General features: G+C 52.5%; 16 protein-coding genes. 6 read left to right on the top strand and 10 right to left on the bottom strand.

Annotated features, from left to right (window positions below; translation table 11 throughout):
- Positions 1-15: 15 nt before the first annotated feature.
- Complete coding sequence (locus ACZZ0D_RS03530) at positions 16-456, bottom strand: PACE efflux transporter (RefSeq protein WP_463552467.1); 441 nt, start codon at positions 454-456, stop codon at positions 16-18.
- 121 nt (positions 457-577) lie between these two features.
- Here ACZZ0D_RS03530 and ACZZ0D_RS03535 point away from each other — a divergent pair, with 121 nt between their 5' ends.
- On the top strand, positions 578-1450 hold the full coding sequence (locus ACZZ0D_RS03535) for a LysR family transcriptional regulator (protein ID WP_463552468.1): 873 nt from the start codon (positions 578-580) through the stop codon (positions 1448-1450).
- 115 nt (positions 1451-1565) lie between these two features.
- On the opposite strand, the gene gntR is transcribed toward ACZZ0D_RS03535, so the two are convergent.
- On the bottom strand, positions 1566-2597 hold the full coding sequence (gene gntR / locus ACZZ0D_RS03540) for an HTH-type transcriptional regulator GntR (RefSeq protein WP_053122969.1): 1032 nt from the start codon (positions 2595-2597) through the stop codon (positions 1566-1568).
- Positions 2598-2813: 216 nt separating this feature from the next.
- Here gntR and ACZZ0D_RS03545 point away from each other — a divergent pair, with 216 nt between their 5' ends.
- The gene (locus tag ACZZ0D_RS03545; RefSeq protein WP_426619276.1) at positions 2814-3347 is read left to right on the top strand and encodes a gluconokinase; all 534 of its coding nucleotides are present in this window, start codon (positions 2814-2816) and stop codon (positions 3345-3347) included.
- A gap of 82 nt (positions 3348-3429) precedes the next feature.
- Positions 3430-4785 (top strand): GntP family permease, encoded by a 1356-nt coding sequence (locus tag ACZZ0D_RS03550; protein ID WP_053122964.1) that lies wholly within the window; start codon positions 3430-3432, stop codon positions 4783-4785.
- Between the two features lie 176 nt (positions 4786-4961).
- On the opposite strand, the gene alaC is transcribed toward ACZZ0D_RS03550, so the two are convergent.
- Complete coding sequence (gene alaC, locus ACZZ0D_RS03555; protein WP_053122962.1) at positions 4962-6170, bottom strand: alanine transaminase; 1209 nt, start codon at positions 6168-6170, stop codon at positions 4962-4964.
- Between the two features lie 138 nt (positions 6171-6308).
- Here alaC and ACZZ0D_RS03560 point away from each other — a divergent pair, with 138 nt between their 5' ends.
- From ACZZ0D_RS03560 to ACZZ0D_RS03570, 3 genes are all read left to right on the top strand, one after another.
- Positions 6309-6971, top strand: coding sequence for a LysE family translocator (locus ACZZ0D_RS03560; RefSeq protein WP_463552469.1), 663 nt, complete (start codon positions 6309-6311; stop codon positions 6969-6971).
- Positions 6972-7038: 67 nt separating this feature from the next.
- Positions 7039-7533: a GyrI-like domain-containing protein gene (locus tag ACZZ0D_RS03565; protein WP_053122959.1), complete on the top strand. Its 495-nt coding sequence runs from the start codon at positions 7039-7041 to the stop codon at positions 7531-7533.
- Positions 7534-7653: 120 nt separating this feature from the next.
- On the top strand, positions 7654-8142 hold the full coding sequence (locus ACZZ0D_RS03570; protein WP_053122958.1) for a GNAT family N-acetyltransferase: 489 nt from the start codon (positions 7654-7656) through the stop codon (positions 8140-8142).
- A 213-nt stretch (positions 8143-8355) separates the two neighbouring features.
- On the opposite strand, the gene ACZZ0D_RS03575 is transcribed toward ACZZ0D_RS03570, so the two are convergent.
- From ACZZ0D_RS03575 to ACZZ0D_RS03605, 7 genes are read right to left on the bottom strand one after another with little or no spacing between them, the layout of a single operon-like run.
- Positions 8356-9042: a dTMP kinase gene (locus ACZZ0D_RS03575; protein ID WP_463552470.1), complete on the bottom strand. Its 687-nt coding sequence runs from the start codon at positions 9040-9042 to the stop codon at positions 8356-8358.
- Positions 9039-10175: a radical SAM protein gene (locus ACZZ0D_RS03580; RefSeq protein WP_463552471.1), complete on the bottom strand. Its 1137-nt coding sequence runs from the start codon at positions 10173-10175 to the stop codon at positions 9039-9041. Before ACZZ0D_RS03580 ends, ACZZ0D_RS03575 begins: the two co-directional genes overlap by 4 nt.
- Before the next feature lie 22 nt (positions 10176-10197).
- Positions 10198-10437, bottom strand: coding sequence for an inositol monophosphatase family protein (locus ACZZ0D_RS03585; protein WP_463552472.1), 240 nt, complete (start codon positions 10435-10437; stop codon positions 10198-10200).
- A complete protein-coding gene (locus tag ACZZ0D_RS03590; protein ID WP_463552473.1) occupies positions 10386-11036 on the bottom strand; it encodes an inositol monophosphatase family protein in 651 nt (216 codons plus the stop codon). The genes ACZZ0D_RS03585 and ACZZ0D_RS03590 overlap by 52 nt, the downstream gene beginning before the upstream one ends.
- Positions 11033-12091 carry a hypothetical protein gene (locus ACZZ0D_RS03595; protein ID WP_463552474.1) on the bottom strand — a complete coding sequence of 353 codons (1059 nt, stop codon included), beginning with the start codon at positions 12089-12091 and terminating at the stop codon, positions 11033-11035. Before ACZZ0D_RS03595 ends, ACZZ0D_RS03590 begins: the two co-directional genes overlap by 4 nt.
- Positions 12092-12123: 32 nt before the next feature.
- A complete protein-coding gene (locus tag ACZZ0D_RS03600; RefSeq protein ID WP_463552475.1) occupies positions 12124-13191 on the bottom strand; it encodes an MATE family efflux transporter in 1068 nt (355 codons plus the stop codon).
- Positions 13151-13456 carry a hypothetical protein gene (locus ACZZ0D_RS03605; RefSeq protein WP_463554841.1) on the bottom strand — a complete coding sequence of 102 codons (306 nt, stop codon included), beginning with the start codon at positions 13454-13456 and terminating at the stop codon, positions 13151-13153. Before ACZZ0D_RS03605 ends, ACZZ0D_RS03600 begins: the two co-directional genes overlap by 41 nt.
- Positions 13457-13462: the final 6 nt, after the last annotated feature.

Consider the following 13462-nt stretch of genomic DNA (forward strand, 5'->3'; position numbering starts at 1 on the left):
TTACGAATTAACGATTTATGCCGCAGCCGCCGAATCCGGCAGTGCCGAGGCCGGCAAACCGAAAATCCGGTCGAACAGCCAATTGAACGCGAAGGTGTAGCACGGGATGAAAATGATCAGCGCCAGATCCAGCAGAAATGCCTGCACCAGCCTGATGTTCATCCACCACGCAATCAACGGAATCAGGAACACGATCAAGGTCAACTGAAAACCGATGGCGTGGGCGATGCGGCGTTTCACCGTGCGCGTGCGCGACACCTGACGGCTTTCCCAGCGCTCGAACAGCGAGGTGTAAATGAAGTTCCAGGTCACGGCGATGGTGGTGATGATCACCGCCAGTGGCCCGGTGCTGCCCGGGGATGTGCCGGACAACAGCGCCAGACCGAGGGCGGAGAAGGTCATGCCGATCACTTCGTAGAGCGACACGTAGACCAGTTTGCGTTTGACGCCTTGCATGGGAATTGCCTCTTTCTTGCCGTTTGTTGGCCAGCGGGACTGGCGAAGGCGACGAAAGATAGCTTCAATAGGACTGACAGAAAAAGTCAGTAGCTTTCAGTTTTGGTGATAGGTAGGTGAAGTGAATTTCAACAGCGACAGCATTGAGTTGTTTCTTGCGGTGATTGAGCGCGGCTCGTTTTCGGCGGCGGCTCGGGCATTGGGTCGGGTGCCATCGGCGGTGAGCATGAGTATTGGCAACCTTGAGGCCGAACTCGGTTATCTGCTGTTTGACCGCAGCCATCGCGAGCCACAACCCACAGCAATGGCGCTGTCACTGGTGCCGCACGCGCGGCTGATCGCCGAGCAACTCAAGCAACTGCAAGTGCATGCGGTGGAGTTGTCGTTGGGGCTGGAGAGCAAGTTGTCGATTGGCGTGGTTGCGGACATTGATCGGCGGCGTCTGCTGGCGGCGATCAAGGTGATTGCTGAGCGTCATCCGCTGCTCGACATCGAAGTGCTGACCGCGCCGCAGGATGACGTGCTGGCGATGCTGCACAGTGGTCGGGTCAGTGTGTGCCTGGCGTTCGCCGGGTTGAGCATGAACGTGCTGGAGCGTTTCCAGTTTGTCGGCAGCGAACGGATGATCGCCACGCTGGCGGCGGACAGCCCGTTGTTGCGGGGGCAGGATTTGTTTCTGGAAGATCTGGTGCATGTGCGGCAGATCATCGTCGCCAGTCGCGACTTGCCGATCAGCGAGACGCGGCCGTTGGTGGCAGAGTCGTATTGGCGCACCGACAGTCTGGAAACGGCGATGGAGATGGTTGAGGCGGGATTGGGTTGGGGCAATTTTCCGTTGTCGGTGGTGCAATCGCGACTGGACAGCGGCCGGCTGAAACGGCTGAATTTCCGCAATATTGAAAACGGTCTGGTGATGCCGGTGCACGCGGTGTGGCTCAAAAGCCAGCCGCTACAGAAAGGCGCATTGGCCCTCGTTGATCTGTTGAGTGGTTGATCGTTCCCACGCTCCGCGTGGGAACGCAGCCCGGGACGCTCTGCGTCCCTTCACCGCCGAACGCGGAGCGTCCGTTGAGGCATTCCCACGCAGAGCGTGATCGGATTGCGAAGCGTCAGGTACTTTCGCGAATCTTCAGTTCGAAGCCCATGTCTTCCACCGGGCGCGCGACCGAGTTGCCGGCCATCAACGTCAACATCTGCTCCGCCGCGCGCCGGCCGATCGCCTCGCGCGGGGTGTTGATGCTGCTCAAACGCGGCACCATGTGTTCGGACATCGGCAAGTCGTTGAAACCGAGAATCGCCACCTGTTCAGGAATCTTGATGCCATTGCGCAACGCTTCCAGCAAAGCACCCTGCGCCAAATCGTCGTTGCCAAAGAAGATCGCATCAACATCCGGATGCGCCGCGAGCAACTGCAAAAACAATTCCCCGCCCAAGCCCACCGACGAAGCACGGGGCGTCAGCACTTCCAGATCCGGGTCGTAACGCCCGGCCTTCTGCAGTGCTTTGCGGAAACCCTCACCGCGTAACAACGTACGTTGATCGAGTTGCGCGCCAATGTAAGCAAGACGCTTGCGCCCACGAGAGAGCAAATGTTCAGCCGCCGTTTCCCCGGCACTCAGCTGCGAAAACCCGACGCAATTCACCCCGGCAGCGCTGTCCAGTTCCATCATGTACACGCAGGGAATGTTGCTCGCCTCGATCATCCGCCGCGAACTTTCCGTGCGATCAAACCCGGTCAGCAGAAATCCGCGCGGCTGATACGCCATGTAATTGCGCAGCAGGTTTTCTTCTTCATCGCGGGAATAGTGGAAGTTGCCGATCAGTACTTCGAAGCCCTTGGGCGTCAGCACCCGATGAATGGCTTCCAGCGTGTCGATAAACAAAAGGTTGGACAACGATGGCACCAAAACCACCACCGAATGGCTCTGCGCCGAGGCCAGAGCGCGGGCGGCAGGGTTGACCACGTAGTTGAGTTCGAGGGCGGCTTTGCGGACTTTTTCCACCAGTTCGGTGGCCACGGTGCTGACCCCACGCAAGGCGCGGGAGGCGGTAATCGGACTGACACCGGCCAGGCGGGCAACTTCATTCAGGGTGGGACGGCCGGTGGTGCGGGTATTTTTATCGTTTTTAGGGGTGGTCATCGACGGCTTGCCAAACAAAAATCAAGGCACTAAGGTAGCGCTGTCCTGATGCAGCTGTAAATGCGTAAGCGAGGTCCGTGCCTGATCTTCGCTTTTTGGCGTTGGGCGCAAACCTGCTGCAACCCAAAAAAACGACAAGAAGGCGTCGGCAACTTCTGCCTGTGCACTAGAGTCATAGCTAGCAAAGGTAGCGCTGTCTGCGCGCTGAGGTGTTATATGAGTCATCCCATCACCGCCCTGGTCATCATGGGCGTTGCCGGTTGCGGCAAGACGTGCGTCAGCGAGGCCCTGTGCCAATTGAGCGGCGCCACTGCCATTGAAGGCGATACTTTCCATCCGGCCGCGAACATCGAAAAGATGAGCGCGGGGATCCCCCTGAACGACGACGACCGCGCCGGCTGGCTCGACAGCCTGTGCGTCGAATTGCGTCGCGTCGATGCGCTGGGCAAACGCCCGGTGCTGACCTGCTCGGCCCTCAAACACAGTTATCGCGAAGTGTTGCGCAGCGCCTTGCCGGGCCTGGGCTTCGTGTTTCTTGAGTTGACCCCTGAAGTCGCCGCTGAACGTGTGTCCCACCGTCCGGGCCACTTCATGCCGGCCACGTTGATCGAAAGCCAGTTCGCCACCCTCGAATCGCCCAAGGGCGAGCCGTTGACCCTGGCGCTGAATGCTTCGATCCACAGCGTTGAAGAACTGGCGTCCCAGGCTCACGTCTGGTGGCAAGCCCACGGTCTGAAACAGGCGGTATGAGTGTGTTGAAAGAGATAGCGCTGTCCTCACGATTTCTGTTTAACCCGCTTTAATAACAACAACAATCCAGGAGACACCCCCAATGTTTGGCATGTCCCACGACGCGTTTCTGCTGCTTGATGCAGTGGTCACCGTGATCGGACTGATTGTCCTGATCACCAAGTTCAAGCTGCACCCGTTTATTTCCCTGACCATCGCTGCCGCGTTCCTCGGTCTGACCTCCGGCATGCCGATCGGCACCATCATCAAAGCGTTCCAGGACGGCTTCGGTGGCGTGCTCGGTTTCGTCGGCATCATCCTCGCGCTGGGCACCATGCTCGGCAAAATGATGGCTGAATCGGGCGGGGCGGATCAGATTGCCCAGACCCTGATTCGTGCGTTCGGCAAGGACAAAGTCCAGTGGGCGATGATGTTCGCCGCGTTTCTGGTCGGCATCCCGCTGTTCTTCGAAATCGGCTTTGTTCTGCTGATTCCGCTGGTGTTCATCGTTGCGCGCCGCACTGGCGTGTCGATCATCAAGATCGGTATCCCGCTGCTCGCCGGTCTGTCCGCCGTGCACGGTCTGGTGCCACCGCACCCGGGCCCATTGCTGGCCATCGGCGTGTTCGGCGCGGACATCGGCAAGACCATTCTTTATGGTCTGATCGTGGCGCTGCCAACCGCGATCATTGCCGGTCCGATCTTCGGTACCTTCATCGCCAAGCACATTCCGGGTCACCCGAATCAGGAACTGGTCGATCAACTGGCCCGCGAAAACGATGACTCGGCGAGCCTGCCGAGCTTCGGTATCACCCTGGTTACCGTGCTGCTGCCGGTGTTCCTGATGCTGCTGAAAACCTTCGCCGACGTCGCGCTGCCGGACGGTCACTTCTTCCGCACCTGGATGGACATGATCGGTCACCCGATCTCCGCACTGCTGCTGGCGTTGCTGCTGTCGCTGTACACCTTCGGTTACAAGCAAGGCATCGGTTCGCAACAGATGCTCAAGTGGCTGGACGCGAGCCTGGCGCCAACCGCCGCGATCATCCTGATCATCGGTGCGGGCGGTGGCTTCAAGCAGATGCTGGTGACCAGCGGCGTGGGCGACGTGATCGGCCACATGGCGGTCAGCGCACAGATCTCGCCGATCCTGCTGGCATGGCTGGTGGCGGCGGTGATCCGTATCGCGACTGGTTCGGCAACTGTGGCGACCATCACTGGCGCGGGCATTGTGGTGCCGGTGGTGGGGATGATTCCGGGCGTTAACCGTGAGTTGCTGGTACTCGCGACTGGCGCCGGTTCGTTGATCCTGTCGCACGTGAACGACGCCGGTTTCTGGCTGGTGAAGCAGTACTTCAACATGACCGTGGCCGAGACGTTCAAGACCTGGACAGCGATGGAAACCATCCTGTCGGTGGTTGCGTTGGGCTTCATTCTGCTGCTGTCGCTGTTCGTTTAAGCGCTTCTTGCAGACACAAAAAAACCGCAGCGATGCGGTTTTTTTGTGGGTGATGGTCTGCGTGAACACGGCACCTGTAGGAGCTGTCGAGTGAAACGAGGCTGCGATCTTTTGATTGTAAAAACCAGATCAAAAGATCGCAGCCTGCGGCGGCTCCTACAAGGGAGGTGGGTCAGTTATTTGGTAACTAATCCATCGGCCCGGAACATCCCGCGAATGCCGCGCACAGCCTGACGAATGCGATCCTGGTTTTCGATCAGCGCAAAGCGCACGTGATCGTCGCCATACTCACCAAATCCCACCCCCGGCGAGACGCAAACCTTCGCTTCAGCCAGCAGTTTCTTGGCGAACTCCAGTGAACCCAGATGCGCATACGCCTCGGGAATCTTCGCCCAGACATACATCGATGCCTTCGGATTCTCGACCATCCAGCCCAGTTCGTGCAGGCCTTTCACCAACACGTTACGACGCTGCCGATACTGCTCGGCGATGTCGCGCACACACTGCTGATCACCTTCCAGCGCCGCAATCGCCGCGACTTGCAGCGGGGTGAACGTGCCGTAGTCGTGGTAGCTCTTGATCCGCGCCAAGGCGTTAACCAGTTCCGGGTTACCGACCATGAAACCGATGCGCCAGCCCGCCATGTTGTAGCTCTTGGACAGGGTGAAAAACTCCACCGCGATGTCCTTGGCGCCCGGCACTTGCATGATCGACGGGGCTTTCCAGCCGTCGTAGACGATGTCGGCGTAGGCCAGATCGTGAATCACCAGCACGTCGTATTGCTTGGCGAGGGCGATCACCCGTTCGAAGAAATCCAGTTCCACGCACTGCGCAGTCGGGTTCGACGGGAAGCCGAGGATCATCATTTTCGGCTTCGGAATCGAGCCGCGAATCGCCCGTTCCAGCTCATCGAAGAAGTCCACACCGGGCACCAGCGGCACCGAACGCACTTGGGCGCCGGCAATCACCGCACCGTAAATGTGAATCGGGTAGCTCGGGTTCGGCACCAGTACGGTGTCGCCCTGATCGAGGGTCGCCAGCATCAAATGCGCGAGGCCTTCCTTGGAACCGATGGTGACAATGGCTTCGCTTTCCGGGTCGATGTCGACCTCGTAGCGCTGCTTGTACCAGTTGGAAATCGCCCGGCGCAGGCGCGGAATGCCCTTGGACGTCGAGTAACCGTGGGTGTCTTCGCGTTGGGCCACTTGTACGAGTTTTTCGACAATGTGCGGCGGTGTGGCCCCGTCGGGGTTGCCCATGCTCAAGTCGATGATGTCTTCACCACGACGACGCGCGGCCATCTTCAGCTCGGCGGTGATGTTGAAAACGTAAGGGGGGAGTCGATCTATGCGCGCAAAGCGGCGCGGCGAACCTTGTTCGGCCATTGTTGCCTCGGATAACGTAAGCGCCCGGAACCGTCCGAGCGACGCTGGTCACTGCGGTGACCTGTGGCGGAAGATAAGGTCAGTGATGGCATACTGTCCAGCCCGTTTGTTAACAAATTTTTCCAAGGAAAATGGTTGATGGAATTCACCAGCGGCTTCTTGCTGAGCCTTTCGCTGTGCCTGGATATCGGCGTGGCCAACATCGCAATGATCACATTGGCGATGCAGCGCGGTTACTTTCAAGGCTTCGCGCTGGGCCTCGGCACCTGCGTCGGCGACCTGATTTACGCGGTGCTGGCGCTGGCCGGGATGACGGTTCTGCTGCAATACGAAAGCGTGCGTTGGGTGCTGTGGATCGGCGGTTCGGCGCTGCTGATCTACTTTGCGGCGAAAATGATTTACTCGGCGATCCATCACGAAGCGCTGCTGGCCGAGACGGCGGAGGTGGGGCAGAACTCCCATCGCAAGGAATTCTTTCGTGGGATTTTTCTCGCCATGTCGTCGCCGAGCGCGATTCTTTGGTTCGCTGCGGTGGGCGGCACGCTGATCGCCCGCTCCGGTGGTGGTGGCCCGGTGAGTTCGGCGCTGTTCCTCGGTGGTTTCCTCTGCGCCGGGCTGCTCTGGTCGGCCGGTTTGTGCTTTGCTGCCAGCCACGGTGGCAAGCTGCTGGGCGACAGGCTTTTGCGCTATTCCTACATGGCATCTGCAGCGATCTTCTGCTATTTCGCAGTCTACGTGATCGTATCCGGCTACAACGAATTCGTCGGTTCCGGTGCCGTCGAGCAGTTGCATTCGCTGTAACCGTGCGAAACGGGTTTGGCTTTCTATACTCCCAGCCGAACCCCTTTTTTGTGCCAGGAGTCGAGTCATGGATGAGCAAACACGCGTCGAAGTGGCTGAACCTCGCTTCGAACATGGACACTTCCTGCTGATTGCAGGATTTGGCGATCGATTTACCCAAGACACCGCCAAGGACATCCCGGCGCTGTGGGAGAAATTCCTGCCGCACCTGGGACGAATTCCCGGGCAAAAAGGCGAAGTGACCTACGGCGTCTGCTGCAATTTCGACGGCAAGGGCGGCTTCGATTACATCGCCGGCGTGGAAATCACCAAGCTCGACGAACTGCCGCAGGACGTCTATCGCTGGGTCGAAGTGCTGCCCCGTCAATACGCGGTGTTCGAACACAAAGGGCCGCTCGATCAGTTGCCGCAAACCCTGCAATACATCTACAAAACCTGGTTGCCGACCTCTCACTACGTCGAGCTGAATGCCCCGGAACTGGAGCGTTACAGCGCCGATTTCAACCCGCGCCTGCATACTGGCAAACTGGAAATCTGCGTGCCGGTCGATACCAAGGCCTGAGCCCACAGGGATGAGGCGGATCACTGATCCGCCTCATGCGTTTGCGCCGTGTGCGGATCGATATGCCCCCGCGATTCCTTTATGCTTTCGGCACTTTCTTCTGCTGATTTCCGAGCCGCCATGAACACCGTCATCCGCAACGTCACCGCCGCCGACCTGGATCGCTGCTACGCCATCGAAACCGTTGCTTACGAAGGCGACGAAGCCGCCACCCGCGAGAAAATCGCCACGCGTATCGCCACCTGGCCGGAAGGCTTTGTCGTGGCGGAAGTGGATGGCGTGGTGGCGGGTTTCGTCAATTCGGGCGCGGCGTTTGATGTGCAGATGTCGGATGAGGCATTCAAAGAGTTGATCGGCCATGACCCGAAAGGGCCGAACGTGGTGATCATGTCGGTGGTGGTGCACCCGGATTATCAGGGGCAAGGGTTGGCGAAGCGCTTGATGGCTGAGTTTATCGAGCGTATGCGCGGGATGGACAAGGCGACGATTCATTTGATGTGCAAGGAAAAGCATATTCCGCTGTACGCCGGGTTTGGCTTTGCCTACATCAAACCGTCGGAGTCGGATCACGGCGGCATGGCGTGGCACGAGATGATCCTGACTCTCTGATTCAACCCCGATCAAAACCTGTAGGAGTGAGCCTGCTCGCGATAGCGGAGTGTCAGACAACATCGATTTAACTGACACACCGCTATCGCGAGCAGGCTCAATCCTACAGGGGACCGTGTTGAGCCAGTAAAGCGTGTCGCTCACATATTTTGGCGCCTCGCGCTCGTAGCTGTCGGCGTCGATCAGCCCGTCGTTAGAAACGTTCGTTGCTTTCTACTCCCTACAAAGAATGCTCTGGACTGCTGTCACCGCTTTATCGAGAACGGCTTCCTCACTTAGGTCGGTTGTATCGATTCTTATCCAGTTCATCAGACCGCAGCGCTCATAACTGGATCTAACTCGATTCTGATAGTCAATGAAGCCCTTCTGGGGATCTGCATTGGCGCCGTCATAGGCCCCACTCTCGCTAAGGCGAAATGATCCTTTTCGCTGTGCTGCCAGTGCCGGATCAACATCTAAAAAAATTATGAAGTCAGGTTTTCTAATTGTTGAGAACATTGTCAACGCATCCTCAGCCAGATCAGTACTTTTGAGCAAGAAGCGCGCCAGGTATTTATAATGCCAACCATCGGCGATGCAACTTGCGCCAGAATTGATTAAAGGTTTTATAGCCGCGTGATCTGTGGCGTGAAACCACGCAGTTATGAGGCTCATCCAGTGTTTGTCACCTAATTGTTCCAGGGGAGCATTGTCCGGATAATCCCATAAGACTTCACGTAGCCGAGACATATGAAACTCTGTATAGCCTGTAGGCACTGGAGGGCGGTTTTTGTCTATATAGTGCAGTGCAGAATGGGATTCAAGAATTCTGTCATATGTCGCTCGCGCAACCGTTGATTTTCCTGCACCATCGGTACCTTCGAATGCAATAAATAGTCCTTTGCCCAAAGAATGATTCATGCAAAACCTCCTAAGTACGCTTCAGTATCTAAAGAGTTTCTTCCACTTCCTTCTATTAACGGTCTAAAGCCTTCTCTATGATAAATTTCTGACATTTTTTTACCGAGTGTGCTTAGAAAGTCAACGGAAGGACGCGCTTTTGTAGAGTAGTATGAGCCCGCATCGGGGTGGAATACTGCAACCGCGGGCACCACTCCCATATTTCCGAAATATTCGATTCCTTCAATGATTGACTCTAAAGGTTCCATGCCTGCCACAAAGCCTGCGTATACATTTCCGCGACCAAGAACTTCGACAGCGGCTTCAAACGCAGATAGGAAGCGTGCTCTTGTGTAATCCTGTGATTTTCCAGGGCAAACTTCAGAAAACAAATCTGCATTGAATACTTCCAGGCTCATGGATAAATTATTGCCCAGTCCTTTGAATCGTTCGAATAGCCGGAAATCTTTGGGTGGCATCGTAATTAAGTGGTATTCGAGTTTGCTTGCAGTATTTCTCTCTTTAACTCGCTCCATTAAGTCTAAATGCATTGAGTAGCCTTTATCATAGTCCCGGATCGTGCCGCCATTAAACAGTACTCTCTTGTAACGTCCACTCTCGATCTCAGTGGCTATCTCTACTGCTTCTCCTGCCAAATCTCCTTTGATACGCATTTTGTGATCGGAAAGGTTTTCTCTGGCAGCGCCCAGAGAGCAGAATTTGCACTCTCTGCCATTATTGAAGTAGTAACAGTGGCCAGGTGAGAATACTCCGAGAGTGGAGTTACCATAGACGGTTAAATGTGTTTCGAATAACTCGCCGTTACTTAAATGTTTTCCATAAGCTGTCGGTCTAGTGGGGAACGTGATTTTTATAATTTTACTTCCATGCCTTAATGCAGGATTTCCTTGTGCTAAGACGACTTGGTACGCTGAATTAGGGTTATAATTAGCGGCTGCGATGATTTGTCCATCTAGAATTATTTCCTGCGGTGTGTGCGTGTTTGGTTCAAGTATTACACTGTCACCTGTACCATATGCTCGTCTTTTTTCAATGTGAGTCGATTGATTCTGAAAGTAATCTAGGAATTCTTTAGAGAAATTAACACCATTAGACAATAATTCAAGTTTTAGGGCGACTGTTTCGAATAGCATGATTCGTCTCCAGTTCAGTATGTTATAAAAGTAATCGTATAAGTTCTTTCGTGGATAGGGCTATTAACGTTCCGGTGTCCGATAGCGATGTTTGTGAAGGGGGGAGGCTGTTTCTGATACCACCTTTGTCGTCGAATAATACGCCACCCGCCTCTCTGAGTATCAACTCTGCTGCGGCAATATCACAACTCCGTTCGTGTCCGGGTGCGCCTACGTCAATAAAAGCATCAAGTACCCCGGCAGCAATAAGACAGATTTCCAATGAGGAACAGGAGTAAATTCGAACCTTCGCCGCGGACAGTATATTATTTTTTCAATTCTGGATCTCTCCTGAACGTCTTTGGGGCGATGTAAAGAAACTCTCATATCTGTTAGAGAGTGGGTGGTGCGTGTTTTAAGTCTTTTAACAATTATCGAGGATTGCAGATACGCTCCCTCGTTTAATGCTGCCGTGTACACCAAATCTCTTGATATGTCATACACCCATCCAAATATATATGCGCCTTCGTGATAAAGCGCCACACTTGATGTGTAGCCGGGGAAGCCAAGGACTGCGTTGTGCGTAGCGTCTAATGGGTCAATAAGAAGTGAGAACTCTTCGCTTTCATCGGAGCTGCTGAAGTTGTCAGTTTCTTCTGAGTATATTGTGATCTTGAAACTGATATTTGAAAGGCATTCAAATAATATAGATTGGCAATCTAAGTCTGATTGTGTTTGGGCGTTTATCCACTTGTCTTGTGGTATGTCGTAGTCAGGTAAGCATACGAGCGTTCCAGCCCAATAACGACGTAGTTGCTTCCTGGCCTTGTAGAGACATTCTTCCAGTTCAGAAACGTGTTCATCTCTGAATAGAGCTCTCATGTTGATTTCTCGGATATGAGTTGTGTGTGCCAGGTTTCTCTGTTTAGGCGTGATGCGTAGAGTCTCACTTCAAATAGTTTTCCTCCGTAAACGGCGTAATCCGCGCTCATGAATGCGCTAAATGTTTTCGGGAACAATGCGAGAGTTCTAACCTCGGCTTTATAACCGATTTTTTTTCTAATCATATTCCCAGCTTGCCTGAGGCTACCGCCTGTATATGACTTGTCTATAATCAACCAAGGCTCATTTGTTATTTCTTTGTGAGGGAAAATATCCAAAAACTCACTATCGCGCGTCAGTAAATTTGCATCGTTTTGTCGATGAATTTCTGAAAAGAATATCTTTTCATCTCCAGTTGTCGCGAGATAACCTAGAGCAATAGGTAGTCCGGCTGATAATAAAAATAGTTTGTTCTTGGATAGTGTTTTGATCTTATGCCAGATTGGATGGTCTTCGTAAATATATCGGGTGTTCAACGTAATGCAGCTGTCCCAATGCTCATGTGATATGTAGGCACTATAAAATGCGCAGAAGCGGTTGTGAAAGTTAATGGTGTTATCATTGGTATCTGTAAGTAATCTGTTTTTCGATATACCACGCTTTGTTGATTGGGTGTGTGAGGGTCTTTTCTGTTTCATAAATTTCGATAGGATTTTTTCGATTAACTCATTTTTAAAATCGAGGAGCTTTTTCTTGCTTGGCCCAGAAATAGCTATTTCCGGTGATAGGCCATCGCCTAATATTTTGCGCATGCCTTCAAATTTTGCTTGATTAATGGCTGAGTTGATTTGATACCAGGTTTTCACTATTTGTAAATCAGACATGTAGTTAAAAATCGGCTCAAGATTGCTCAAGTCACATATCATTACCTCTGGGTGGCGTAGTTCGAATAGAGCACGTTGAAGATGACATCCATTAAGTAATGCGTTGCGGTAGGCGTAATAGTCGGTCGTTTGCAATCCACTCAATGTTCGCCAGGCATGATGCTCGCTGATTATCGTTGTCAAAGTTGACTGCTGATGTTTTGTGTTGATAAATGAGGAGGTCTGTCTCATTGGTCGATTCTCGCAAAACTAATTAGAAAAGGTCAGCGCTGTTTTATTCCGTGTAGGTTCTCTTCAATGTAGAGGGTTTTAGATGCGTATTTTAATGTGCACCTTAATCTCCAGAGTAAAAGCAGCATTAAAGTAAATGAGCATAGTACTAATGCCAGGAATATTGAGTGCACGTTGTTCTCGTAGAGTAATAATAGGGTTGCTGAAGAAAGCACACCAAAAATGTTTAGTGTCAGTATTGTCATTATTGTGGGTATCCAAAAGTCGTTCATGCTTCTCAAAGTCAATCTGGCGACAACGAAGATGAACTCAAATACTAAAAAGGGTATTGAGATAATGATGTTGTTTTCTATGAGAACCCTCGTCGCTGTGTCGGATGTGTAGATTAGAGCGATACTTTCACTAAAGTAATAAAAAGACACTAGGATGGGTGACAGTACGAGTAATCCGAGTCCGATAGACAATAGAAACGTTTTTGAGATTGCTTGGATATTCTTCGTGATGTAATGGCGTGCTGTAATTATTCCTGCGGCATTTCCTATTCCTATAGAGATCATATATATGATACTGGCTGCATGGATAGAAGCTTGGTATGCAGAAAGGCTGATGTCATTTATGTGTTTCGATATCAGGGAAAGTAAAAAGAAAAGGAGGCTTTCGCTGCCGAAGCACAGTGCCATAGGGAAGCCGTTAATTGTGTACTTTATATAATCATCTCTTGATATAACGAGGCGGGGAGAGCTTTTAAAGAGTCTGTTTGTTGTTGTTCTGAAAAAGATCAGCGCTGCACATGAGAACACATAACGCAGGCAAACGTATGTGATGATGAAATCGTATAGATTTATACTTGACTCTATGTTCATGAGTGCAAAACATGTCAGTGCGAGTGCGCTATTCAATAGCCATGTGTAAGTGAGTTCGTATTGCGTTTTTCTGATGCCATTATAGACGTTGAAAATGGTGGTTTGTAGGAAAACGGCAGGCAGCGAAATCGAAAGTGTTAAAAGTACTTTGAAGTCTTCCACATTGTTCGGGTCGGTATCAAGTTCTAAAAAAATTCTACCTGCTAGAAATATCGTGACCGGAACTGAATAACCCATAAAAAATTGCAAGATTAAATGATGTGGTTATTTCGGAGTTTATGCTGGTGGTGCTTAAGTTGTTTGCGCCTGCAACGGTTACTAATGTTTTTGAAAAGAAACCGATCCCGACAACGGTCAAAAAAGATATTGAAGCCAAAGCGAATGATGCTGCACTCAGAGAGTCGACAATGTGATGGCCGATAAATGAGAAGAAAATCAGTGACCCTATCATATCTCCCAATCTTGAAAGCATCAGCGGTACAGATAATTTAAGTACTTCCATAGTATG

The organism is Pseudomonas sp. AC193 (assembly GCF_979258075.1).

Excerpts from the sequence above, each read along its gene's own strand:
- ACZZ0D_RS03580 (WP_463552471.1), bottom strand. The coding sequence starts at position 10,175 with ATGCTATTCGAAACAGTCGCCCTAAAACTTGAATTATTGTCTAATGGT.
- ACZZ0D_RS03575 (WP_463552470.1), bottom strand. The coding sequence starts at position 9,042 with ATGAATCATTCTTTGGGCAAAGGACTATTTATTGCATTCGAAGGTACC.
- ACZZ0D_RS03530 (WP_463552467.1), bottom strand. The coding sequence starts at position 456 with ATGCAAGGCGTCAAACGCAAACTGGTCTACGTGTCGCTCTACGAAGTG.
- ACZZ0D_RS03545 (WP_426619276.1), top strand. The coding sequence starts at position 2,814 with ATGAGTCATCCCATCACCGCCCTGGTCATCATGGGCGTTGCCGGTTGC.
- alaC (WP_053122962.1), bottom strand. The coding sequence starts at position 6,170 with ATGGCCGAACAAGGTTCGCCGCGCCGCTTTGCGCGCATAGATCGACTC.
- gntR (WP_053122969.1), bottom strand. The coding sequence starts at position 2,597 with ATGACCACCCCTAAAAACGATAAAAATACCCGCACCACCGGCCGTCCC.
- ACZZ0D_RS03595 (WP_463552474.1), bottom strand. The coding sequence starts at position 12,091 with ATGAGACAGACCTCCTCATTTATCAACACAAAACATCAGCAGTCAACT.
- ACZZ0D_RS03570 (WP_053122958.1), top strand. The coding sequence starts at position 7,654 with ATGAACACCGTCATCCGCAACGTCACCGCCGCCGACCTGGATCGCTGC.
- ACZZ0D_RS03560 (WP_463552469.1), top strand. The coding sequence starts at position 6,309 with ATGGAATTCACCAGCGGCTTCTTGCTGAGCCTTTCGCTGTGCCTGGAT.
- ACZZ0D_RS03590 (WP_463552473.1), bottom strand. The coding sequence starts at position 11,036 with ATGAGAGCTCTATTCAGAGATGAACACGTTTCTGAACTGGAAGAATGT.
- ACZZ0D_RS03605 (WP_463554841.1), bottom strand. The coding sequence starts at position 13,456 with ATGGAAGTACTTAAATTATCTGTACCGCTGATGCTTTCAAGATTGGGA.
- ACZZ0D_RS03565 (WP_053122959.1), top strand. The coding sequence starts at position 7,039 with ATGGATGAGCAAACACGCGTCGAAGTGGCTGAACCTCGCTTCGAACAT.
- ACZZ0D_RS03550 (WP_053122964.1), top strand. The coding sequence starts at position 3,430 with ATGTTTGGCATGTCCCACGACGCGTTTCTGCTGCTTGATGCAGTGGTC.
- ACZZ0D_RS03600 (WP_463552475.1), bottom strand. The coding sequence starts at position 13,191 with ATGGGTTATTCAGTTCCGGTCACGATATTTCTAGCAGGTAGAATTTTT.